Genomic DNA, 23,450 nt, shown 5'->3' with positions numbered 1-23,450 from the left:
CTTATTCTCGAGATAGTGCGGCAACAGGGTCAAGTTTCGCGGCATTCTTGGCAGGCAAGAAACCGAATACGACACCAATCAGTGTTGAACAGACAAATGCTGCAATAATAGAAGTGCTTGAATAAGCCACGCTAAAGTTACCGCCAGCAAATTTATTAATAAGTTGCCCAAGGCCAAGCGATAGTAAGACGCCAAGCACACCACCAATTAAACACACCAAAATTGCTTCAATTAGGAATTGCTGCAAAATATCACTTTGACGCGCACCTACGGCCATACGTACACCAATTTCTTGAGTACGTTCAGTCACCGAAACCAACATAATATTCATTACCCCGATACCACCAACGACCAATGAAATTACGGCAATTGCTGAAACCAGAAGGGTCATTGTGCTGGTTGTTTTCTCGATGGTTTGGCGGATACTGTCACTGTTCATAGTGAAAATATCTTGTGCACCATGGCGCTGGGTTAATAGATTTACAATCGCATTTTCTGCGGCAGCAGTTGAATATTTGTCATTAATACGAACCACGATATTGCGAACATGGGTTTGCCCCAACATACGGCTCATCACGGTTGTATAAGGCATATAGACATTTAGCGTGTCATCTGAGCCCATGCCACTCGTTTGCGGTTCTACAATGCCAATAATACGAGCAGGTACACTACCGAGCAGTACGACTTGACCGATAGGGTTGGTACCGTCACTAAAAAATTGTTTTTGAGTATTGGTATCAATGACCACATCCTGTGAGCGATCACGGACACTACGTTGATCAAAAGTTTGTCCATCTTTAAAGACCAAACCTTTCACATCGAAATAATCGTTACTCACACCATTAATGGTCGCATTAGCTTCATTTTGTTGATAACGCATGGTTTTGGATGTACTGACGATTGGGCTGACTGCACTAACATACGGTTGAGTCATTAACGCATCGGCATCGGCAGGCACCAAGGTTTTAAAACTTGCAGTTTTAGAGTTGTCACCAAAACCACGGCCCTGAAATACCGTAATCGTATTTGTTCCCAGACTACTAATATTACTTAAAATTTGCTGTTGAGAGCCTTTACCTAATGCGACAACCGTAACAACCGATGCAATACCAATAATGATCCCAAGCATGGTTAAAAAAGTACGCATGCGGTGGGCATTCATAGACAGTAAAGCCATTTGGAAGGCTTCTGATAAACGGTCTAAAGTAGAACGCCATGCAGAAATACTTTTGCCTTTCTTCTGTTTACCTTGCAAAGCAGGCGCCGCATCAGGATCAGTCTTGATTGGTTCAGCTGCTTGATCTGGAACATTAGGGCGGTCACTAATAATCTCTCCGTCACTAATCTCAATAATACGAGTCGCATTTTTTGCAACTTGCATATCGTGGGTGACTAAAATAATAGTGTGACCTGCAGCATTGAGTTCACGCAAGATACGCATCACCTCAACACCACTATGAGAGTCGAGTGCCCCCGTCGGTTCATCTGCCAGAATAACGTCACCGCCATTCATCAGCGCACGGGCAATAGAAACACGTTGCTGCTGACCGCCAGAGAGCTGGCTGGGTCTATTAAGTGTTTTAGTACCTAAACCTAATTCAGTCAGTAGAGCCGTTGCGCGTTGTTTACGCTCAGAAGGTGTAACCCCTGCATAAACAGCTGGAACTTCTACGTTACCTTCGGCAGATAAGTCACCGAGTAAATGGTAGCGCTGGAAAATAAAACCAAAATATTCACGGCGTAGTCGAGCCAGCTGATCTGGCTCAAGTTTACCTGTTTCTTGTCCATTAACCTTATAACTACCACTCGTAGGTCGGTCCAAACACCCCAAAATATTCATGAGGGTCGATTTACCAGACCCAGACTGGCCGACAATAGCAACCAGTTCACCTTCATAAATGGTCAGGTCAATGCCTTTTAAAATTTGTATCGTGCTTTCGCCAGCAGGGAATTCCCGGACTAGATTGCTGACTTCAAGCAAAGCTTGTTTTGTCATGCTTACATTCCCATTGGGCCACTACGGCGACGGTTATTACTACTATTTGCTGATGCAGCAGAAGTATCGGCACTATCGGCAATGACAACTTGATCACCTTGTTTTAAGCCCGCAAGAACTTGCGCATTTACACGGTTGTTAATGCCCACCAAAATTTGAGTCGGTTTAGTTGTGCCGTCAGCTTGTAATACACGTACAACACTTAACGTTAATTTACCTTGTTCAACGAGTTGTTTTTGTTCAGCAGTCAAGTTTAGGCGTTGTAGACGAGCTCCGTTTCCTTGAGATTTTTTATCTGCTTCAGGTGAAAAACTTGATTTATCAGAGGATTGGCCTGATTTTCTTTGACCTGAAAATTGTTTAGAACTCAGTGCTGATGAAGGAACGAGTAGAGCATTTTTAGCTGAATTTAAGACGATATAAACTTGTGCGGTCATATCAATACGCAATTTACCATCGGTATTTGGCACATCGAATAAAGCATTATAATAAACAGCCGAGCTTGTTGTTGAGCTTGTCGTACTTGTTGATTCGCTAGAAATTGAGTCGGGAGCAGGCTCAATTTGACGTAAAGTTGCGTAGCGTTTAGTTTCATCACCTAAGGTTGTAAAGTAAACCTGTTGTCCTTTTTCAACTTTCATAATGTCAGCTTCACTGACTTGCGCCTTAATCGTCATGTTTTGTAATTTTGCAATTTTGACAATTGTTGGCGCGCTTTGGTTCGCGTTTACGGTTTGACCTTCTTCAGTCACAATCGCGACAACCGTACCATCAGTTGGAGCAACAATACGTGTGTAACCAATATTGGTTTGTGCCGTAGATTTTGTGACTTTTGCAGATTCGATCTGTGCATCTAATGCTTTAATTTGTGCCTGAGCTGTTTTATAGCTTGCCTCAGCCGATTCTAAATCTGCACGTGGCGTTGCGTCTTGCGCATACATTTGTTGCTGACGACGGTATTCAAGTTGCTTTTCATTTAAGGAAGCAACTTGTTGAAGACGCTGTGCTTCTAAATTTTTAATGTTTGCATCAGAGGTCTTTAAGCTATTTTCTTGGGTGGTTGAGTCAATTTGCGCAATGAGTTGACCTTGTTTAACCTGATCACCCAACTGTACATACATCTTTTTAACCTGACCAGATACCTGCGCACCCACACTAATCAGTTTGGTTGCATCCAGTGTACCTGTCGCAAGTACATTATTTTCAATATCCCCACGTGTTACCTCAGCAGTAATATATTGAGGTTGCTGCTCTTTAGGCTTTAAAAACTTCCAAGCTAATACAGCAATAACTGCTATACAGAGGATAATAATAACAAGTTTGATTGGCTTTATTTTTGGCATGGTGAGAGGTCGAAAAGTTTAAAATTTAATTTAGTATAAAAGCGAAATGAGGATAAAACGTGAATTTTTATTATATTTCAAGAATGAAGAAAAATGATTCCGCCGAATTATTGTATAAATAGCGTTTTACCACATAATTCAGCAATGGCCTGCTGCATCAAATGTTGGGCATTTTCATTCGACATTCCTTTAATTGCTGCATCAACTTGCAATAGAAGGGTGGACCAGCCTAGAAATTGTTGAGGATTTAATCTTCTTAACGCTTGTTGATATAAACTGACTTTAGTTTTCCAGATACCAAGTTGTAATGCATTATGAGGCTGTTCAAATAATTGCATCAGTAAACGCATTTCTTTGCTTAGTGTCCATAAAATCAGACTTTCTGGTTCGCCAGCAGCAATTAAATATTGAAAAATTTTAATAGATTGAGCGAGATTACCTTCTAATAAAGCATCGCTTAAATCGTAAGTGGTGTAACGAGATTGATCTTGTAAACAAGCATACAACTGTTCAATTTGAATCAGTTGTTGGTCTGGAAAAGTATCTCTTACACGCATCAAGCTATTCTTAGCTGCGAGCAGATTATGCTCATGATGCTGCATGAGCCACTGCCATGCGTCATTATCGAGTTGAATTTCGAGTTTCTCTGCTTCGGCAGATAAAATTCTTTGGCGGTCTTGCGGATAGTTTGCCGTAAGGGCAACAACAACACCATTTGCTTCAACAACCTGGAAAAAAGCAGACTTTAAGCTACTACTATCTTGCTTAGGTAGAACAATTAAAAGCAGGTTAGTTTCATTATGCTGAATATAGCTTTTAAGTTGTTTTAGCCCATTTGCGTCAGGCTTTATATTGCCATGTACTTCAATGGCAAGCTGCTGAGAAAATAAAGATAAGCTGTTAAGAGCGTTAAAAACATTTTTCCAGTCGCTTACACTACTAATATCGTAGCGCTGTCTTTCAACTTCTTGTTGTTGCCAACTTTTACGAAAAGCATCTAATAAATTTTGTTCCAGCAAAGGTTCTTGGCCATGTAAAATCCACGCACCCCGTGCTTCCGGAATGCGTTTTAAGGCTTGTAAATAGTCAATTTTCATTGCTGGTAAAAATAAAGATTAAGGCTGAGCTTTTGGTAAACGATTTGCTGAAATCTGACGAGTAATTTGCTGTGCAATGTCATCGATCACAATACGTTGCAAATAAGATTCTTGCTGATTTTCGGTGTTAACCGTTGCAAGATCATATTGGTAACTACGAGATGCAGTTAATGAACGTGGTTCAGTAATTTTATTACCCTGACGGTCTTCAATCTGGAAGGTTACGGTTAAGCGTAATAATACTTCCGTTAGTTTTCCATTTAAAAGCTGACGACGTGGTGTGTACTCTAAAACACGGAGTACGTAGGCATCATTATCATTGCTGAATTGAACACCATTTGCAGCTAAATAAACTTTTAACTGGGTTTCTAAATCATCAGTTTTAGCTGGTAACTCAAGGCTTAATTTTTTATAAACAAGCGGAGTTGCAGTCGGGTTGGTTCCTTTTAAATGAAATCCACACCCGACTAAGCCTGCACTAAGGCCTAAGGTTAAAACAACAGCGGCTAAACGTTTGGCAAAGTGCATGCTTGATCCTCTCATTAATAACTTTAATTAAACCACGAGGTTAACTAATTTATTTGGAACCACAATTTCTTTCTTTGTTGGTCCTGTTAAGAATTGTTGAACTTCTGGAAGGGCTTTAGCTTGAGCTAATAGATCTTCTTTAGAGATATCAACCGAAACTTCAAGTTTACCGCGAAGTTTACCGTTAACCTGTACAACAATCGTTTGCGTATTACGAGTTAATGCAGAAGCATCGACTTCAGGGAATGTTGCTTCTGTTACATCCGTACCAAACTGAGCCAATAAAGTTTGACTTAAATGCGGTGCAAATGGAGCAAGTAAAGTTAACAGTGTGGTGATCGCTTCACGTTCTACAGCAACGTCGTTGTCATCTTTTGCTTCAAACTTATTGCTTGCATTTAACAATTCCATTAAAGCAGCAATCGCAGTATTGAATGCATGACGACGTTCGATATCATCACTTACTTTTTGAATAGTTTCATGAGTTTTACGACGTAAATCTTGAGCATCTTTAGACAAGTTAGCAGCATCAATCGTAGAAGCTTGGTTGCCTTTTTCAAGGAAGCTCGCTACAAGGCGCCATACACGTTTTAAGAAACGGTTTGCACCTTCAACACCTGCATCAGACCATTCTAAAGATTGATCTGGTGGAGCAGCGAACATCATAAATACACGTGCTGTGTCTGCGCCGTATTGATCAATAATCGCTTGTGGGTCGATACCATTGTTTTTCGACTTAGACATTTTTTCTTGTCCGCCGATCACAACTTCTTGACCGTCACCTGAATATTTTGCAGAAAGAATACGACCTTTTTCATCGCGTTCTAATTCGATATCAGCAGGGTTAAACCAAGTTTTCTTACCATTTTCTGCTTCACGATAGAATGTATCAGCAAGCACCATGCCTTGAGTTAACAAGTTGGTAAATGGCTCATTACCTTGTACTACACCTTCATCACGCATTAATTTGTGGAAGAAACGTGCATAAAGTAAGTGAAGAATCGCGTGTTCAACACCACCAATATATTGGTTTACAGGAAGCCAGTTTTGAGCTGCTTCAGGTTTAACCATACCGCCAGTAAAGTCTGGAGATGCATAGCGTGCGTAGTACCAAGATGACTCTACGAAAGTATCCAAGGTATCTGTTTCACGACGTGCATCGCCACCACAGCAAGGACATTTTGTTTCATAGAATTCAGGCATTTTATTAAGCGGATTGCCTGAACCATCTGGAACAACGTCAGTTGGTAATACAACCGGAAGCTGATCTTCTGGAACTGTGACTTGACCACAAGTATCACAGTTAATCATTGGAATTGGACAACCCCAGTAACGTTGACGAGAAACACCCCAGTCACGTAAACGGAATTGAACTTTAGAATTTGCTAAACCTTGTGGTTCTAATTTTGCAAGGAATGCATCGAAAGCAGCTTGGAATTCTAAACCGTCAAACTCACCAGAGTTAACAAGTTTACCTTCTTTTGAGCCATACCATTCTTGCCAATCAGTTGCAGAGTAGTCTGCATCGTCAGCGCCTTTGGCATCAATTACTTGCTTAATAGGCAAGTTGAACTTGTTAGCAAATTCGAAGTCACGTTCGTCATGTGCTGGTACAGCCATGACTGCGCCAGAGCCATAAGACATTAATACGTAGTTTGCAATCCAAACAGGGAGCTCTTCACCAGTTACAGGGTGTTTCACAAACAAACCTGTTGCCATGCCTTTTTTCTCGGCTGTTGCCAAGTCTGCTTCTGCAACTGAACCCATGCGGCATTCTTCAATAAATGCAGCCAATTCAGGGTTATTTTCAGCAGCTTTAAGTGCAAGAGGGTGTTCTGCTGCAACAGCAACATATGTTACACCCATTAGTGTGTCGGCGCGTGTTGTATAAACAGTTAAGCCATCAGCATAAATTTCGGTATTGGCAGATGGGAAAGTAATTTCCATGCCTGTAGAACGACCAATCCAGTTACGTTGCATGGTCAACACTTGTTGAGGCCAGCCGTCTTGTAGGGTGTCTAGGTCGTCTAATAATTCTTGTGCATAGTCAGTAATACGGAAGTAGTACATTGGAATATCGCGTTTTTCAACCAATGCACCAGAACGCCATCCGCGACCATTTTCAACTTGTTCGTTTGCTAAAACAGTTTGGTCAACTGGATCCCAGTTTACTGTTGAAAGTTTACGGTAGATCAGGCCTTTTTTATAAAGCTGAACAAATAACCATTGTTCCCAGTGATAATACTCTGGTGTACAAGTTGCAAATTCACGATCCCAATCTACAGATAGACCTAATTTTTTTAATTGGTCACGCATGTAGGCAATGTTTTCAAATGTCCATTTTGCCGGAGCAACTTTATGGGCAATTGCTGCGTTTTCCGCAGGTAAACCGAATGCATCCCAACCCATAGGTTGTAATACAGTTTCACCTTTTAAACGGTAAAAACGGCTAATCACATCGCCAATTGTATAGTTACGCACATGCCCCATATGCAGCTTGCCGCTTGGGTAAGGAAACATTGACAGGATGTAACGATGTTTACCTTCGACAGTGTCGGCAACTTTAAAGACTTTACGATTTTCCCAATCTTGTTGAACTGATGGTTCAATCGTGTTTGCTTGATATTCGGGGTCAATGTGAGAAATAGTCATAGACGTAAGCTATACAACAAAAATTGATATTAAAGATTGTTGCACAGCATAGCGCAAAATCGACAAAAATGCAGTTTTGGGATGGATTTATTTTCCGTTAAAAATTAAACAAGAATAAACCTGAAAAAAGCGGGGTAGTCATAAAAAAAGAAAAGTGGAAAAATCAAATAAGATGAAAAAATAGTCAGTTAAAAAATAATCATAGAAAAGTGTTTCTTTAATCTTGACTTTAGTGAATTAAACAACAAAAATGCTTCCTTTAGTTTTATATGCGATTATTTGATCACCCTTCGAATAACCGTCATGTTTTGTAATAGACATTCTCTCTAGCCGAGAGATTGATTTTACTTAAAGTATGTATATCCAGACATGCTTTATTAATGTTAAAAAAGCTTATACGGCTGAAAAACAGAAATTTTTCTATTGCAACGAAAACTAGACAATATGTGTGCTATAACAGTGCAGACAATTCAATGAATGAAACACTATTTGTGCCTTCCATAAATAGTGATAAAGATTTTAGGGTGAATCACGTTGGAACTTTTATCTGGTGGTGAAATGCTCGTTCGTGCTCTTGCGGACGAAGGCGTTGAACATGTTTTTGGTTATCCAGGCGGCGCTGTATTACATATTTATGATGCGCTATTTCAACAAGACAAAATTAATCATTACCTCGTACGTCATGAACAAGCTGCTGGTCATATGGCAGATGCTTACTCACGTGCTACAGGTAAGACTGGCGTAGTACTGGTCACTTCTGGACCTGGCGCAACTAATACTGTGACTCCAATTGCAACAGCTTATATGGACTCAATCCCGATGGTGATTTTGTCTGGCCAGGTTGCATCACATCTTATTGGTGAAGACGCTTTCCAAGAAACTGATATGGTGGGTATTTCACGTCCTATCGTGAAACACAGCTTCCAAGTTCGTCATGCAAGCGAAATTCCTGCAATTATCAAAAAAGCATTTTATATCGCAGCAAGTGGTCGCCCTGGTCCAGTTGTCGTCGATATTCCTAAAGATGCAACAAATCCTGCAGAAAAATTTGCGTACGAATATCCTGAAAAAGTGAAGATGCGTTCTTATCAGCCACCTTCACGTGGTCATTCTGGCCAAATTCGTAAAGCGATTGATGAGCTTTTAAGTGCAAAACGCCCTGTAATTTATACGGGTGGTGGTGTTGTTCAAGGTAATGCATCGGCATTATTGACTGAACTCGCGCATTTACTCGGTTATCCGGTAACTAACACACTTATGGGCCTTGGTGGCTTCCCTGGTGATGATCCACAATTCGTGGGCATGTTAGGTATGCACGGTACTTATGAAGCAAATATGGCGATGCATAATGCTGACGTCATTCTTGCAATTGGTGCGCGTTTTGATGACCGAGTGACCAATAACCCAGCAAAATTCTGTGTGAATGCTAAAGTTATTCATATTGATATTGATCCGGCGAGCATTTCAAAAACAATTATGGCGCACATTCCGATTGTAGGGGCGGTTGAGCCTGTACTTCAGGAAATGTTGACGCAGTTGAAACAATTGAATGTGTCTAAGCCAAACCCTGAAGCAATTGCTGCGTGGTGGGATCAAATTAATGAATGGCGTAAAGTTCATGGCTTAAAGTTTGAAACTCCGACTGATGGCACAATGAAGCCACAGCAAGTTGTTGAAGCTTTATATAAAGTCACTAATGGTGATGCCATTATTACTTCGGATGTGGGCCAACACCAAATGTTTGGTGCGTTGTATTACAAATACAAGCGTCCACGTCAATGGATTAACTCGGGTGGATTAGGCACCATGGGCGTAGGTTTACCTTATGCAATGGCTGCGAAGCTCGCTTTCCCAGATCAACAAGTTGTTTGTATTACTGGTGAAGCTTCAATTCAAATGTGTATTCAAGAGCTTTCGACTTGTAAGCAATACGGCATGAATGTGAAGATCTTATGCTTGAATAACCGTGCTTTAGGTATGGTGAAGCAGTGGCAAGATATGAATTATGAAGGCCGTCACTCAAGCTCATACGTCGAATCATTGCCTGATTTTGGCAAGTTAATGGAAGCTTATGGTCACGTTGGTATCCAGATTGATCATGCTGATGAACTAGAGTCGAAGCTTGCTGAAGCAATGGCGATTAATGATAAATGTGTATTCATTAATGTCATGGTTGATCGCACGGAACATGTTTATCCAATGCTGATCGCAGGTCAGTCTATGAAGGATATGTGGTTAGGTAAAGGGGAGCGTACATAATGAGACATATTATTTCTGTACTCGTTGAAAACGAAGCTGGTGCGCTTTCTCGCCTTGTTGGTTTATTTAGCCAACGTGGATATAACATTGAAACACTGAATGTTGCGCCAACCGAAGACCCAACTTTGTCACGTTTAACATTAACAACTTATGGTGATGACCATAAGATTGAACAGATTACAAAGCAGCTCAATAAACTTGTTGAAGTTGTAAAAGTAGTTGATTTATCAGAAGGTTCACATATTGAGCGTGAACTGATGTTGATTAAAGTAAAAGCGTTAGGTGCTTCACGTGCTGAAATTAAGCGAACAGCGGATATTTTCCGTGCGCAGATTGTAGACGTGACACCAACTACCTATACCATTCAAATAGCAGGGACAACTGAAAAATTAGATGGTTTTATCGATGCGCTTGCAGAAAACACTATTCTAGAAGTCGTTCGTTCAGGTGTATCTGGTATCGCCCGTGGCGAAAAAGTATTGGCCATTTAATTTTTTAAAAAGTATTTTAGCGGAGAACACAAATGCAAATTTTTTACGATAAAGACTGTGACTTATCAATCATCCAAGGCAAGAAAGTAGCGATTATTGGTTACGGTTCTCAAGGTCATGCTCATGCACTTAACCTTAAAGACTCAGGCGTAGACGTAACTGTAGGTTTACGTGCAGATTCAGCTTCTTGGAAGAAAGCTGAAAATGCAGGTCTTAAAGTTGCAGAAGTTCCTGCTGCTGTTAAGCAAGCTGACCTCGTAATGATTTTGACTCCAGATGAATTCCAATCACAACTTTACCGTGACGTGATTGAGCCAAACATCAAAGAAGGCGCGACTCTTGCATTTGCTCATGGTTTCTCTGTTCTTTACAACCAAGTTGTTCCACGTAAAGATTTAGATGTAATCATGGTTGCTCCAAAAGCACCTGGTCACACTGTACGTTCAGAGTTCCAACGTGGTTCAGGTGTTCCTGACCTAATCGCAATCCACCAAGATGCTTCTGGTAATGCACGTAACGTTGCTCTTTCTTACGCTTCTGGCGTAGGTGGCGGCCGTACAGGTATTATCGAAACTTCATTCCGTGAAGAAACTGAAACTGACTTATTCGGTGAGCAAGCAGTTCTTTGTGGTGGTGCGGTTGAATTAGTGAAAATGGGCTTCGAAACTTTAGTTGAAGCTGGTTATGCACCAGAAATGGCTTACTTCGAATGTTTACACGAACTTAAATTGATCGTTGACTTAATGTTCGAAGGCGGTATCGCTGACATGAACTACTCAGTATCTAACAATGCTGAGTACGGCGAATATGTAACTGGTGTTGAAGTAATCAACGAACAATCTCGTGAAGCAATGCGTAATGCATTGAAACGTATTCAATCTGGTGAGTACGCTAAGATGTTCATTCAAGAAGGTGCGTTAAACTACCCATCTATGACTGCTCGTCGTCGTCAAAATGCTGCACATGGTATTGAAGTAACTGGTAATAAGTTGCGTGCAATGATGCCATGGATTCAAGCAAACAAAATCGTAGACAAAGAAAAGAACTAATTTTCTTTATCTAACGTTTTAAAAGAACCCTGCTTTAAGCAGGGTTCTTTATTTATACTATTTTATTTGAATGTGAAAATTGCGATTAGGCCAACTTGACTAGATTAAATAAATTCTATATTTTTCATATAATTGGCTGCTTAATTTTTATTTACTTTATTGATTTATAAAGTAAAAAATACTTGACCAAAAGATAGATAATGTTATTGTTTATAACTGACTGAATAAGTCAAATTTACTAAAATTTCTTTAACATGTTTAATTGTATTTTGGGCAATGAGTTGAACAAAATAAAAAAAAGTATTGAATAATCATGGAAGTCCAATATGGGTCATGTTGATTACGATAGCACATTGATCGTCGGCTCTTTTATTGCAGCTGGCTTCATTTGTTATATTGTAATTTCCATGGAGCAGCTAATATTCAAGCAAGTCTATAAGAAATTTGAGTCCTTAATTTTATTTATTAATGGATTGCTACTCGCCTTAGCAATTAGCATCGTCCATATTGTTGGTATACAAGCTTATCATCTGTTTGATACAGCTCACTCTAATATTCCTTTAATTGCAATATCTTATGCTATTAGTGCATTGTTATCTTGCATTGCGATGTGGTTGACTTCGCGTTTTACACTCCCTTTATTTAGACTCATTTTGAGCTCGATTATTATGGGAATCGGAATTTCAGCTTCATATTACATTAGCATGCTGGGCTGGAATATTAATGTTTATAAAAAAGATTACACTTCGTTTTTACTTTTATTTTCTGTATTAATTGCGATGAGTGGTTCAGGGCTAGCGTTTTTATTAGCCTATAAATTAAAAGACGCTGAACGATATCGCTCAACTTTAAAAATCGCATTTTCGGTTATGATGACCTTAAGTATTATGGGGATGCACTACACAGCGCTTATTGCGACGAATATTACTGATAAATTTATTAGCCAATATCAGGCTGAACATGACTTATTATTATTCACAATTATTCTAGTCACCTGTTTGGTACTCGTAGCAAGTTTTATTGTTGCAATGTTAGAGCAACGCCTTACTCAACAGAATTTAGAGCTGCGCAAAGCAAATAAAGAATTAGCTAACCTATCTATACAAGACAATTTAACCAAATTACCTAACCGCCTTTATTTGGTGGATTATGCTGAAGTATTACTTTCAGATCATCGATATAAAGACCAGAAAATTGCTTTCTTATACATTGATTTAGATCGATTTAAATCGGTGAATGATGCATTTGGACATCATGTGGGTGATCAATTACTTATTCAGATGGCGAACCGCTTACATTGGCAACTCAATGAGAAGTGTAAACTGCTTAGAATTGGCGGTGATGAGTTTTTACTTATTGCCGAAAATACAAATGCCGATGAAGCAGTTATTTTGGCTGAGAAAGTTTTACAACTGATTCAAGAAAGTTATCAGATTTCTGGTAAAGAAATTAATATCTCTGCAAGTTTAGGGGTAGCACTATTTCCTGAGCACGGACAAAATGTTCAGGACTTACTCATGAACGCTGATGCCGCGATGCTCATGTCTAAAGAACAAGGCCGAAATACTTACACCATCTTTAGTTATTCAACCCATCAACAAGAAACGAGAAGTCAGTCAAAACTGATCAATGATCTTTATAAGGCCGTAGAAGAAAAGCAGTTCATCCTATATTACCAACCAAAATTTAATACGAATCTTGAAGTCTGTGGCGTTGAAGCATTAATCCGTTGGAATCATCCAGCTTTAGGAATACTCACACCGCATATGTTTATAGAAGGTGCAGAAAAAACGGGTTTGATCATTCCAATGGGATATTGGGCACTTGAGCAAGCTTGCCTGCAAATTCAAGAGTGGGAACGCAGTAACACTCCATTTTATCCAGTCGCAGTAAACCTATCTGCACTACAGTTCGAAAATAAAAAATTATTTAGTACACTCGAAGCATTATTGAAAAAATATCAAATTCAACCTCATCACTTAATTGTTGAGATTACTGAATCAACTGCAATGCGACATATTGATTTAAGTATTCGAGCTTGTGAGCGACTACGTGATATGGGTATTCGAGTCGCAATTGATGATTTTGGAACAGGCCATTCAAGCTTTTTATATTTAAAAGATTTACCTGTAGATGAATTGAAAATTGATCGTGGTTTTATCGTTGACTTAAAACCAGGCTCAAAAGAAGAAGTTATATTAGAAAGTATAATACATTTAGCTAAAAAGTTAGGTTTAACCGTAACAGCGGAAGGGGTGGAAACTCAACAGCAAGTTGAGATTTTAACTCGTTTAGGTTGTCAGCAATTTCAGGGTTATTTATTAGGAATGCCTGTTCACGTCGATCAACTGATTGAATCTCAAGGCGCTTACTTCGCTTAATCTTTTCTATATCGATTTTTAAAACTAATATTTCCTTTTAATTTTTTCTTTAAAGAACAATTAATTAAAATGAATTTATCTTCTAAAACACTCCTATATATTTGTAGTAGTGAATAGTATTAGTTTCTCAGTTAGTTAAGTATTTTACATATAATAATTTATGAATATATACTGCAAGTATAAAGTAATACTAATAAATTGATGTTTGTATTTTATAATACATAAGGAGTAAAAAGGATTAATATAAAGTATTGTGAAGTTTATGTAATAATTGGAATTAATTAAGGTAGAACTAAATAAAAATATTAATTTTTAGGGGTTGAATAGATTTTTGGTGGAGTTGGAGAGTAGACTCCACCGAATTAAAAAAATACTTTTTATCTTTATTAAAATATAAATATTTAATTAATTTATAAATTAAATAGTTGCGCACTCTTGAACTGTTTCTAACTCAATAATTTTGTTTATATAAGACCATGTTTGTTCTGGATTAATCTTTCCTTTATTTATAGTGCCATCGATAATGATTCCATCTACAATGTTAAGAAAGAGTCCTGTAAGAATTTTTGTATTTTCCACTTCTAACTCTGAAAGAGCTGAGAAAACTAATGAGTAAACCCACTCCCGATACTCATTAATTTGATGCTTAATAGAAGGGTACAATTGCATGACTTCGATGGTTGCTTTTTTAAATAAGCAGCCATTAAAGTCATCTGTATTAATCCAATCGATATACCAATTAAATATATTTTTTAATTTAATCAGTGGGTTATTAGTGTTTTTAATTTTTTCCAATATTGAATATTGGATTTCTAAATTTCTCTTATAAAGACATTCTTCAATTAAGGCTTCTTTAGAAGAAAAGTATTTATAAAAAGTCATTTTTGCAACATTTGATTCAGCAATAATGCGATCAACACCAATAGAAGTATAGCTTTTTTGGTTAAAGAGGGATGTTGCTGTTGTTATAATAGTTTCTCTTTTTGTCATCGGGTTCCCCGTTGCGGATATTTTTTGATTAACTTTGCTATTGTAAAGTGTATAAGCTTAAATAAAACTTATTTTATAGTATTTAAAAAATTATATTTATTCAATAGTTTGGTTAATTTAAAAAACAACATATTATATATTTAATTGGCAATAGTTTACTTTTTTAAATATTATTAATTAATCCGTTGATTTGTTGAGGTAATACACATAGTATCGACTTGTTAAGTATGGGTGTACGGAATTTATTTTGGCAATTGAATGCGAATTGTAATAAAGAGAGAGCCTATAACTTAACTATAAGAAAAACTTTTTACAGAGAATCATTATGTTAAAAAAATTTGAAGACTTTAATAATCCAAGAGAAAAAGCATTGCAGGGGATGAGAAATAGTATTCCTGCAAAACAATGGGATGAAAATTTACAATTTCTTAAACAATTAAGAAAAACAATTGCAGAGTTACCCGTTTGTAACCATCCTGCTATTGAATTGTTAAACGGTGGATATCTTGATAAACAACGTTTGACTCTTATCCATTTAGAATATCGTCATGCGATTGTACAAATTTTTACTGATGCTTTATTAAAGGCTCAATTTTTAACAAAACAATTGGAACCTAAACTCCACTCTGGAGCGAAGATGTATCCACGGGTATTATTAAGTTTAAATATACTTGATGAGTTTGGTTTTCGCCCTGGTTTAGGTAAAGATAATTATTATCTAGGGAATCCTGAATATGCTCACTATCCATTATATGAAGATTTACTTAATGATTATGGTTTAACAGAGCTTGATCGTCGTAACTTTAAACCATCAAAAATTTCAGATCAGGTTAGATCATTTTTAGAATCTTCTTATGATAGTTATATTAATGTCGTAGCATTATTAGCTGTTGCAGAAGAAGAAGTCATTCTTTTTAGTCCTCCATTACGTCAAGCAACCAAATTCGTAAATATCGATGTTGAAGGCGGTGGTTACTACCATGTACATGGTGTATCTACGGATGAAACATCTGAGGCCGCTGATGACGATCATGAAGATGACTTGTGGTTTGCATTAGCACAAGCAATTACAAAAGATGATTATGAAAGCTTAACCAAGCTATGTATTGATTACTGTGCTTTATGGAATGAGTTCTGGGATGCACAAATTGCCGATGTTCAATTCATTGAAGAAAAGAAATTGGCGTAAAGATTCTATTAAGTCTTGATCAAGCCCCATCTTAAACAGGTGGGCTTTTTTAACTGTAAAATTTCTAAGAAGTTAAACTCCATACCCAAAAAAGATCTAAAAATTTTGTGAATAACTCATGGTTTATCAACAATCATTAAACAGTTCTATAAATCTGCTACAATTACGCCAATTTTTATTTTGATCGACTTTAGGTCTTTGGCACTGCAATCTCCGCAGTAGGTGTATTTCATGAGTTTTAAAGATGAGTTAGCGGCACAGGTTGCTCAACGCCGCACATTTGCCATCATTTCCCACCCCGATGCCGGTAAAACGACCATGACAGAGAAATTACTGTTATGGGGTAAAGCAATTCAGGTTGCAGGGATGGTAAAAAGCCGTAAATCTGACCGCGCAGCTACATCTGACTGGATGGAAATGGAAAAAGAGCGTGGAATTTCCATTACCACTTCTGTTATGCAGTTTCCTTATAAAGGTCACACCATTAACTTACTTGATACACCGGGGCATGAAGACTTCTCTGAAGATACTTATCGTACCCTAACTGCAGTTGACTCTGCATTAATGGTGATTGATGGTGCAAAAGGTGTCGAAGAACGTACCATCAAATTGATGGAAGTTTGTCGTATGCGTGACACTCCGATCATTTCATTTGTAAACAAGATGGACCGTGAGATTCGTGAACCACTTGAGTTGCTGGATGAAATTGAGAACGTCCTCAATATTCGCTGTGTACCAATTACATGGCCATTAGGGATGGGACGTGATTTTGCTGGTGTATACAACATTCTTGAAAACAAATTGTATGTCTACAAAGCAGGCTTCGGCTCAACTATTACCGATATTGAAGTACGCGATGGTTATGACCATGCAGATATCCGTGAAAAAGTAGGTGAGCTGGCTTGGGCGTCTTTTGAAGAGTCACTTGAGCTCGTACAAATGGCGAATGAACCTTTAGACCGCGAATTATTTTTACAAGGTAAACAAACTCCAGTTCTATTTGGTACAGCATTAGGTAACTTTGGTGTTGACCACGTGTTAGACGCATTTATGAATTGGGCACCAGAACCTAAAGCGCATCCAACACAAGAGCGTGTTGTCGACGCGAAAGAAGAAGGTTTTTCTGGTTTCGTCTTTAAAATTCAAGCCAACATGGATCCGAAACACCGTGACCGTATTGCCTTTATGCGTATCTGTTCAGGCAAATACGAGAAAGGTTTGAAAATGAATCATGTACGTATTGGTAAAGATGTACGTATTAGTGATGCATTGACATTCCTTGCGGGTGAGCGTGAACATCTAGAGGAAGCGTGGCCAGGTGATATTATTGGTTTGCATAACCACGGCACAATTCAAATTGGTGATACTTTCACAAGTGGTGAAAATCTACATTTCACAGGTATTCCTCACTTCGCACCAGAGATGTTCCGTCGTGTGCGTTTGAAAGATCCATTAAAGTCAAAACAATTGCAAAAAGGTTTGAAAGAGTTGTCTGAAGAAGGCGCAACTCAGGTATTTATGCCACAAATTAGCAATGATTTGATCGTGGGTGCTGTGGGTGTACTTCAGTTTGACGTTGTTGCTTACCGTCTGAAAGAAGAATACAAAGTTGACTGTGTGTATGAGCCTGTAAGTGTTAATACGGTTCGTTGGATTCATTGTGATGATGACAAGATTCTCAATGAATTTAAGAAAAAAGCACATGATCAGCTTTCTATCGATGGTGGCGGTCACTTAACTTATCTTGCACCAAGTCGTGTGAACTTGCAGATTATGCAAGAGCGTTGGCCTGATATTCAGTTCCGTAACACGCGTGAACACTAATCTTTAAGATTTGACAGACAGCTTCGAACAGAAGCTGTTTTGTTTTGAAAAATAAGAAAGGATGATGAAATGAATTTGAATAGAAAGACAGTTATTGCACTTTTAGTTGCGGTAATCATATTACTTTTAGCTATTTGCCTTTTTGTCTGGAAAGGCTTTCAACCTTCATCATCTTATCAAATGAAATCGGCTTCTCACCAAAATCAAAATATAGAGAAAGCGGAAGTACTACCATTTCTAAACTTGCAACAAGTAAAAGCTGATTATGCTTTGCCATTTTGTGAGAAGAAAAATTGTATTGATGTCGATATTCAAACAATAAAGACTCAAGATGCATGGCTAAATGAATGGATCGCGAAAAGTCAGGCTAAAGTGATCCAAGACCAAATTGATTTGAAAAAAGACTTAAGTTTGCAGCAAGCCATTAATGCTTATGTTAAAAAGTCTGATGAATGGCAAGATAAATATTCAAAGAATCGGGCTTATGAATTGCATCTTCATACCCGTATTGCATCGCAGCGTAACCAATATGTTTTATTGCAATTAGGACTGGATACCAAGCAGGAAGAGCTCACGATTAAAGACCGTTATTACTTTTTTGTGGCCGACCGAAAACTGCATAAGAGCTTAACTTTGTTAGATGTTTTACAAAAAGATCAACAAACTACTGTGCATCAAATGGTGCAGGTGGCCTATCAAGACTGGTTAAAAAAGCAGACTGCTGACATAAAGAAAGAAGCACCAAAAACTTTATATTGGGGGCAGGCAGATTGGTTCTTTGATGGTGAAGGGGTTGGCTTACATTATCAGGCAAACCAGATTACTAAAGAAGCTCCACAGCTCGATATTTATTTATCTAAAGAACAGACCAAAAAAATATTACAACCCGAGGTTTATGAACAAATGTTTTAAGATGGTAGCAGAATTTGCAACCTCTATTTATATGCGCTAATTTCTTAGAAAGGCATAGCGTAATCTCCTTAGAATAAAAGGCAAAATATGATGTTATCTTCTAAAGCTTCACTGCGATTAACTTTGCTTGCTTCTGCTATATTTCTGGCAGCATGCCAACCTAAAGCTGATCCTAAGGATTCTCAAGAGCAGCAGAAATCAACTGTTCAAGAACAAAAGCCAGTAGAGTTGACTTTGAAGGGTGAAACAATTCCTAGTAAGGCGGTTTTACCTGATTGTGATGGTAAAACTTGTCCCGAATTCACAGTTGAACGTTTACAAAGTAATTTTCCTTTTATTGACAAAATTATAGATCAACAAATCTTAAGTACACTAAATCAAATTTTAGAAATTGCTGAACCTGATGCTAAGGGCACGCAAGCGGAACAAAAAGCAGAAGCTTCAGCAGTTGCGGGTGCAGAGCAAAAAAATAGCTTTGATGCACAGGTGCAGCGCTATGCAAATTCATTTATTGATCTAGATAATGAGTTAAAAGCTTTAAGTAGTAATCATCAGATTAATCTTTTAGTTAAACCTAAGATTTTGCAGGCTCAAGGTAAAGTTGTAACTGTAGTGCTTAACAGTAGTAGTTATTTAGGTGGGGCTCATGGCTCTGCTGCACAGCATTATTATAATTTTGATTTAAAAGAGCAAAAGCAAATTAAGCTTGAAGATTTATTACGTCCTCAGCAAAAAGCAGCTTTAGAGAAGTTAGCCCATGAAGCCTTTAAGACATGGGTGATGGACTCTAAATTGGCTGATAATGTTGCTGACTATGAACAAGCATGGCCATTTAAATTATCTAATAACTTCTTGTTGGGTGAACAAGGTTTAATCCTTCAATACGGTGAGTATGAAATTGGCCCATACGTGGTTGGACTCCCTCGATTAGTCATTCCTTATGACCAATTACAAGATGTGTTGAAAGAAGAATATTTGCCACAGCCTAAAGCTAAACCAGCTTCGGCACCAGTTGCAAAAAGTGCTGGCTAATGCATTTGTTCGATACCCATACCCATTTTGATGTTGCCGATTTTGATGAAGATCGGCAGCAACTAGCACTCGAGGCTAAAAAAGTGGGTGTAGATGCTTTGGTTTTAATTGGCTTTCTACAGTCACGTTTTGATGAGTTGGTGCAGACTCATCATCAGTTAAAAAGTTGGGAAAATGTGCCTACTTCTTATTTAGCACCAGGCTTACACCCGTTTTATATTGAGCAGCATCAACCAGAGCATTTGAGCCATCTTGAGCACATCTTGCAGCAAGAAAACTGCGTGGCTGTAGGTGAAATTGGCTTAGATACTTTCTTGAAAGAACATAAGCAGCCAGATGTATATGCAAAGCAAAAACAATATTTTGCAGCTCAGTTAGAGCTTGCAACCCAATACCAAAAACCAGTGTTACTCCACATTCGAAAAGCGCACGGTGATGTGCTCGCTCTATTAAAAGCTCAAAAATTTAAATTTGGCGGAATTGCTCATGCCTTTAGTGGTGGAGTAGAAGAGGCAAAGGGTCTTATTAAGCTTGGTTTTAAAATTGGTGTGACGGGGCAGATTACCAATCCAAATGCAAAAAAACTTCATACGGTTGTGCAGGCTATAGGTGCAGAGCACTTGGTGATTGAAACAGATTGTCCAGATATGACACCGCTTTGCTGTCAAACCTCAACAGAACAGCGGACTCGTAATACCCCTGTTAATTTGCCCTATGTTTTACAAAGTCTGGCTGAAAATTTAAATATGCCAGAGCCAGATTTGGCTAAGTTGCTGTGGAAAAACTCTCTTACTGCATTGAAATTATCGTAATAAAAATCAAAGATTAGAAATAGTAACTAAAACAAAACACAGCGATTAAAAAAGAAGCTTAAAGTAAGAAAACAACATGTAAAAACGTGAAAAATAACATTGCCAGACGTGGGAGGATAACCCAATGGCTAAGTATAGCAATATCAATAGTTTTAATGCTTTACAGACGCTAACAGTAGGTTCCAGCAATTATCAGATTTTTAGCTTAGCCCAAGCAGAGAAAACGCTAGGGGATATTGCCAAACTGCCGAAATCTTTAAAAGTATTATTGGAAAACTTATTACGGTTTGAAGATCAGCATAGCGTTAAAACGGAACACATCCATGCTTTAGCAGAATGGCTAAAAACCCGCACCTCAGATCAAGAAATTCAATATCGACCTGCAAGGGTTTTAATGCAAGATTTTACGGGTGTGCCAGCGGTCGTTGATTTAGCTGCAATGCGAGCAGCGATGGCACAAGCGGGCGGTGACCCTGAAAAAATTAATCCATTATCTCCTGTAGACTTAGTCATTGACCACTCTGTCATGGTTGATTATTTTGCCGATGATCAGGCGTTTGAAGAAAACGTACAAATCGAGATGCAGCGTAATGGTGAGCGATATCAATTTTTACGTTGGGGACAGTCTGCATTTAATAACTTTAGTGTAGTGCCACCGGGTACGGGAATTTGTCATCAGGTTAATTTAGAATATTTGGCTCAAGCGGTGTGGTTAGGCGAGGACAACGGACAAACCTTTGCTTTTCCAGATACTTTAGTGGGTACAGACTCACATACCACCATGATTAATGGTTTAGGTGTATTGGGTTGGGGTGTAGGGGGAATTGAGGCCGAAGCGGCTATGCTGGGCCAACCTATCTCAATGCTCATTCCTGAAGTCATTGGTTTTAAATTGACAGGAAAACTACCAGAAGGGATTACTGCAACTGACTTAGTGCTGACTATTACTCAAATGCTCCGTCAAAAAGGAGTTGTGGGGAAATTTGTAGAGTTCTATGGAGATGGCTTAGCCGATTTACCACTTGCTGACCGTGCAACCATCGCTAATATGGCACCAGAATATGGGGCGACTTGTGGTTTCTTCCCGATTGATGAAGTGACATTGGGATATTTGAAATTAACTGGCCGTCAAAGTGATCGTATTGAACTGGTTGAAGCGTATAGCAAAGCGCAAGGTTTATGGCGAAATGCAGGTGATGAACCTGTTTTTACAGACACTTTAAGTCTTGATATGAGTACGGTTCAGGCAAGTTTGGCAGGTCCAAAACGCCCTCAAGACCGTGTGCTTTTATCGGAAGTACCTAAAACGTTTAATGCGCTGATGGAATTAACTTTAAAACCAGCCAAAGAAGCTAAAGAGCGTTTAGAAAATGAAGGTGGTGGCGGTACTGCTGTCGAGGCAAAAAAAGCAAATATCCAACATGAAAGCCCTTCTTGCGTGATTGAAGGAAAAACTTATCCATTAAATCATGGTGATGTTGTTATTTCGGCAATTACCTCATGTACCAATACTTCTAACCCAAGTGTAATGCTAGCAGCAGGTTTGCTTGCAAAAAAAGCGATTGAAAAAGGTTTGCAGCGTAAACCGTGGGTGAAAAGCTCTCTTGCACCAGGTTCTAAAGTCGTGACTGACTATTTGCTGGCTGCTGGACTTACGCCGTATTTAGATGAGTTGGGTTATAACTTGGTGGGATATGGTTGTACGACCTGTATTGGTAACTCAGGCCCACTACCTGAACCAGTGGAAGATGCAATTCAATGCCATGATTTAAATGTTGCATCAGTACTTTCTGGTAACCGTAACTTTGAAGGACGCGTACATCCATTAGTTAAAACGAACTGGCTTGCTTCGCCACCTTTGGTAGTGGCATATGGTTTAGTTGGTAATATTCGTACCGATTTGACTACGCAACCTATTGGGCAAGGTAAAGATGGACAACCTGTCTATTTAAAAGATATCTGGCCAAGTCAGGCAGAGATTGATGCTGTCTTACAGAAAGTAAATACAGAGATGTTCCATAAAGAATATGCTGCGGTGTTTGATGGTGATGAAAGCTGGCAATCCATTCAGATTCCAAAAAGTAAAACTTATGAATGGGCGGATGATTCGACTTATATCCGTCATCCGCCATTCTTTGAAGGAATTGGTGAGCCACCAAAACCAATTAAAAATATTGAACAGGCACGTATTTTGGCAGTGCTTGGTGACTCGGTAACGACTGACCATATTTCACCGGCTGGTAATATCAAAAAAGACAGCCCAGCAGGTCGATACTTACAAGAGCAAGGTGTTGAGCCAAAAGACTTTAACTCCTATGGTTCTCGACGTGGTAATCATGAGGTTATGATGCGAGGTACCTTTGCCAACATTCGTATTAAAAACGAGATGCTAGGTGGTGAGGAGGGTGGTAATACGATTCATGTGCCAAGTGGTGAAAAGCTCGCTATTTATGATGCTGCAATGCGTTATCAACAAGAACATACACCGCTTGTGATTATTGCTGGTAAAGAATACGGAACAGGTTCTTCACGTGACTGGGCTGCCAAAGGAACGAACTTGTTAGGTGTAAAAGCAGTCATTGCTGAAAGTTTTGAACGTATTCATCGTTCAAACTTGGTGGGTATGGGCGTGTTGCCATTACAGTTTATTGATGGACAAACTCGACAATCTCTCAACTTAACTGGTCATGAGGTGATATCAATTCGAGGTTTGTCTGATGGCGTTCAGCCTCATCAAATTCTTGAGGTTGATGTGAAAGGGCCAAATGGAGTCGCCAGCCACTTTAATGTGTTGTGTCGAATTGATACGTTAAATGAGGTTGAGTACTTTAAGGCAGGTGGTATTTTGCATTATGTACTTCGGAATTTGATTGCTGGTTAATTTGGCTAAGTTTG

The 23,450-nt window shown here is 38.7% G+C and carries 16 protein-coding genes; 10 read left to right on the top strand and 6 right to left on the bottom strand.

What is annotated here, in order from left to right; translation table 11 throughout:
- Position 1: 1 nt before the first annotated feature.
- From AC52J8_RS15595 to leuS, 5 genes are all read right to left on the bottom strand, one after another.
- Positions 2–1,996 (bottom strand): MacB family efflux pump subunit, encoded by a 1,995-nt coding sequence (locus AC52J8_RS15595; protein ID WP_017385757.1) that lies wholly within the window; start codon positions 1,994–1,996, stop codon positions 2–4.
- Positions 1,997–1,998: 2 nt separating this feature from the next.
- A complete protein-coding gene (locus AC52J8_RS15590) occupies positions 1,999–3,339 on the bottom strand; it encodes a MacA family efflux pump subunit (protein WP_208753446.1) in 1,341 nt (446 codons plus the stop codon).
- 107 nt (positions 3,340–3,446) lie between these two features.
- Complete coding sequence (gene holA, locus AC52J8_RS15585; protein ID WP_002114918.1) at positions 3,447–4,436, bottom strand: DNA polymerase III subunit delta; 990 nt, start codon at positions 4,434–4,436, stop codon at positions 3,447–3,449.
- An 18-nt stretch (positions 4,437–4,454) separates the two neighbouring features.
- Positions 4,455–4,964, bottom strand: coding sequence for an LPS-assembly lipoprotein LptE (locus AC52J8_RS15580; protein ID WP_002115142.1), 510 nt, complete (start codon positions 4,962–4,964; stop codon positions 4,455–4,457).
- Between the two features lie 27 nt (positions 4,965–4,991).
- On the bottom strand, positions 4,992–7,616 hold the full coding sequence (gene leuS, locus AC52J8_RS15575) for a leucine--tRNA ligase (RefSeq protein WP_069036275.1): 2,625 nt from the start codon (positions 7,614–7,616) through the stop codon (positions 4,992–4,994).
- Positions 7,617–8,150: 534 nt separating this feature from the next.
- Between leuS and AC52J8_RS15570 the strand changes: the two genes are divergently transcribed.
- The 4 genes from AC52J8_RS15570 to AC52J8_RS15555 all read left to right on the top strand — a co-directional run bounded on the left by AC52J8_RS15570 (position 8,151) and on the right by AC52J8_RS15555 (position 13,796).
- Positions 8,151–9,875 (top strand): acetolactate synthase 3 large subunit, encoded by a 1,725-nt coding sequence (locus AC52J8_RS15570; protein ID WP_005079103.1) that lies wholly within the window; start codon positions 8,151–8,153, stop codon positions 9,873–9,875.
- Positions 9,875–10,366, top strand: coding sequence for an acetolactate synthase small subunit (gene ilvN / locus AC52J8_RS15565; RefSeq protein ID WP_002114824.1), 492 nt, complete (start codon positions 9,875–9,877; stop codon positions 10,364–10,366). Before AC52J8_RS15570 ends, ilvN begins: the two co-directional genes overlap by 1 nt.
- A 32-nt stretch (positions 10,367–10,398) precedes the next feature.
- Positions 10,399–11,415, top strand: a complete 1,017-nt coding sequence (gene ilvC, locus AC52J8_RS15560) for a ketol-acid reductoisomerase (protein WP_002115094.1) — start codon at positions 10,399–10,401, stop codon at positions 11,413–11,415.
- Positions 11,416–11,741: 326 nt separating this feature from the next.
- Complete coding sequence (locus AC52J8_RS15555) at positions 11,742–13,796, top strand: bifunctional diguanylate cyclase/phosphodiesterase (RefSeq protein WP_086400268.1); 2,055 nt, start codon at positions 11,742–11,744, stop codon at positions 13,794–13,796.
- A 417-nt stretch (positions 13,797–14,213) separates the two neighbouring features.
- Here the strand turns inward: AC52J8_RS15555 and AC52J8_RS15550 are convergent, their stop codons facing one another.
- Positions 14,214–14,786, bottom strand: a complete 573-nt coding sequence (locus AC52J8_RS15550) for a TetR/AcrR family transcriptional regulator (RefSeq protein WP_086400267.1) — start codon at positions 14,784–14,786, stop codon at positions 14,214–14,216.
- Between the two features lie 325 nt (positions 14,787–15,111).
- On the opposite strand from AC52J8_RS15550, the gene AC52J8_RS15545 reads away from it, so the two are divergent.
- The 6 genes from AC52J8_RS15545 (at position 15,112) to acnA (ending at position 23,436) form a co-directional block, all read left to right on the top strand.
- Complete coding sequence (locus AC52J8_RS15545) at positions 15,112–15,975, top strand: hypothetical protein (RefSeq protein ID WP_086400266.1); 864 nt, start codon at positions 15,112–15,114, stop codon at positions 15,973–15,975.
- Between the two features lie 231 nt (positions 15,976–16,206).
- Positions 16,207–17,799, top strand: coding sequence for a peptide chain release factor 3 (locus AC52J8_RS15540; RefSeq protein WP_005066204.1), 1,593 nt, complete (start codon positions 16,207–16,209; stop codon positions 17,797–17,799).
- A gap of 69 nt (positions 17,800–17,868) precedes the next feature.
- Positions 17,869–18,711: a hypothetical protein gene (locus AC52J8_RS15535; RefSeq protein WP_208753448.1), complete on the top strand. Its 843-nt coding sequence runs from the start codon at positions 17,869–17,871 to the stop codon at positions 18,709–18,711.
- Positions 18,712–18,801: 90 nt separating this feature from the next.
- On the top strand, positions 18,802–19,743 hold the full coding sequence (locus tag AC52J8_RS15530; protein ID WP_086400264.1) for an RsiV family protein: 942 nt from the start codon (positions 18,802–18,804) through the stop codon (positions 19,741–19,743).
- Positions 19,743–20,555 (top strand): TatD family hydrolase, encoded by an 813-nt coding sequence (locus tag AC52J8_RS15525; protein ID WP_086400263.1) that lies wholly within the window; start codon positions 19,743–19,745, stop codon positions 20,553–20,555. The genes AC52J8_RS15530 and AC52J8_RS15525 overlap by 1 nt, the downstream gene beginning before the upstream one ends.
- Positions 20,556–20,679: 124 nt before the next feature.
- A complete protein-coding gene (gene acnA / locus AC52J8_RS15520) occupies positions 20,680–23,436 on the top strand; it encodes an aconitate hydratase AcnA (RefSeq protein WP_032005569.1) in 2,757 nt (918 codons plus the stop codon).
- The last annotated feature ends 14 nt before the right edge of the window (positions 23,437–23,450 follow it).

The organism is Acinetobacter sp. S-1 (assembly GCF_059579785.1).
Note: the sequence above shows the minus strand (reverse complement) of the source record. Positions and strands in the feature narration are given on the sequence as shown.

Excerpts from the sequence above, each read along its gene's own strand:
- AC52J8_RS15550 (WP_086400267.1), bottom strand. The coding sequence starts at position 14,786 with ATGACAAAAAGAGAAACTATTATAACAACAGCAACATCCCTCTTTAAC.
- AC52J8_RS15535 (WP_208753448.1), top strand. The coding sequence starts at position 17,869 with ATGAATTTGAATAGAAAGACAGTTATTGCACTTTTAGTTGCGGTAATC.
- AC52J8_RS15580 (WP_002115142.1), bottom strand. The coding sequence starts at position 4,964 with ATGCACTTTGCCAAACGTTTAGCCGCTGTTGTTTTAACCTTAGGCCTT.
- AC52J8_RS15530 (WP_086400264.1), top strand. The coding sequence starts at position 18,802 with ATGTTATCTTCTAAAGCTTCACTGCGATTAACTTTGCTTGCTTCTGCT.
- AC52J8_RS15555 (WP_086400268.1), top strand. The coding sequence starts at position 11,742 with ATGGGTCATGTTGATTACGATAGCACATTGATCGTCGGCTCTTTTATT.
- holA (WP_002114918.1), bottom strand. The coding sequence starts at position 4,436 with ATGAAAATTGACTATTTACAAGCCTTAAAACGCATTCCGGAAGCACGG.
- AC52J8_RS15590 (WP_208753446.1), bottom strand. The coding sequence starts at position 3,339 with ATGCCAAAAATAAAGCCAATCAAACTTGTTATTATTATCCTCTGTATA.
- AC52J8_RS15540 (WP_005066204.1), top strand. The coding sequence starts at position 16,207 with ATGAGTTTTAAAGATGAGTTAGCGGCACAGGTTGCTCAACGCCGCACA.
- AC52J8_RS15595 (WP_017385757.1), bottom strand. The coding sequence starts at position 1,996 with ATGACAAAACAAGCTTTGCTTGAAGTCAGCAATCTAGTCCGGGAATTC.
- AC52J8_RS15545 (WP_086400266.1), top strand. The coding sequence starts at position 15,112 with ATGTTAAAAAAATTTGAAGACTTTAATAATCCAAGAGAAAAAGCATTG.
- ilvN (WP_002114824.1), top strand. The coding sequence starts at position 9,875 with ATGAGACATATTATTTCTGTACTCGTTGAAAACGAAGCTGGTGCGCTT.
- ilvC (WP_002115094.1), top strand. The coding sequence starts at position 10,399 with ATGCAAATTTTTTACGATAAAGACTGTGACTTATCAATCATCCAAGGC.
- AC52J8_RS15525 (WP_086400263.1), top strand. The coding sequence starts at position 19,743 with ATGCATTTGTTCGATACCCATACCCATTTTGATGTTGCCGATTTTGAT.
- acnA (WP_032005569.1), top strand. The coding sequence starts at position 20,680 with ATGGCTAAGTATAGCAATATCAATAGTTTTAATGCTTTACAGACGCTA.
- leuS (WP_069036275.1), bottom strand. The coding sequence starts at position 7,616 with ATGACTATTTCTCACATTGACCCCGAATATCAAGCAAACACGATTGAA.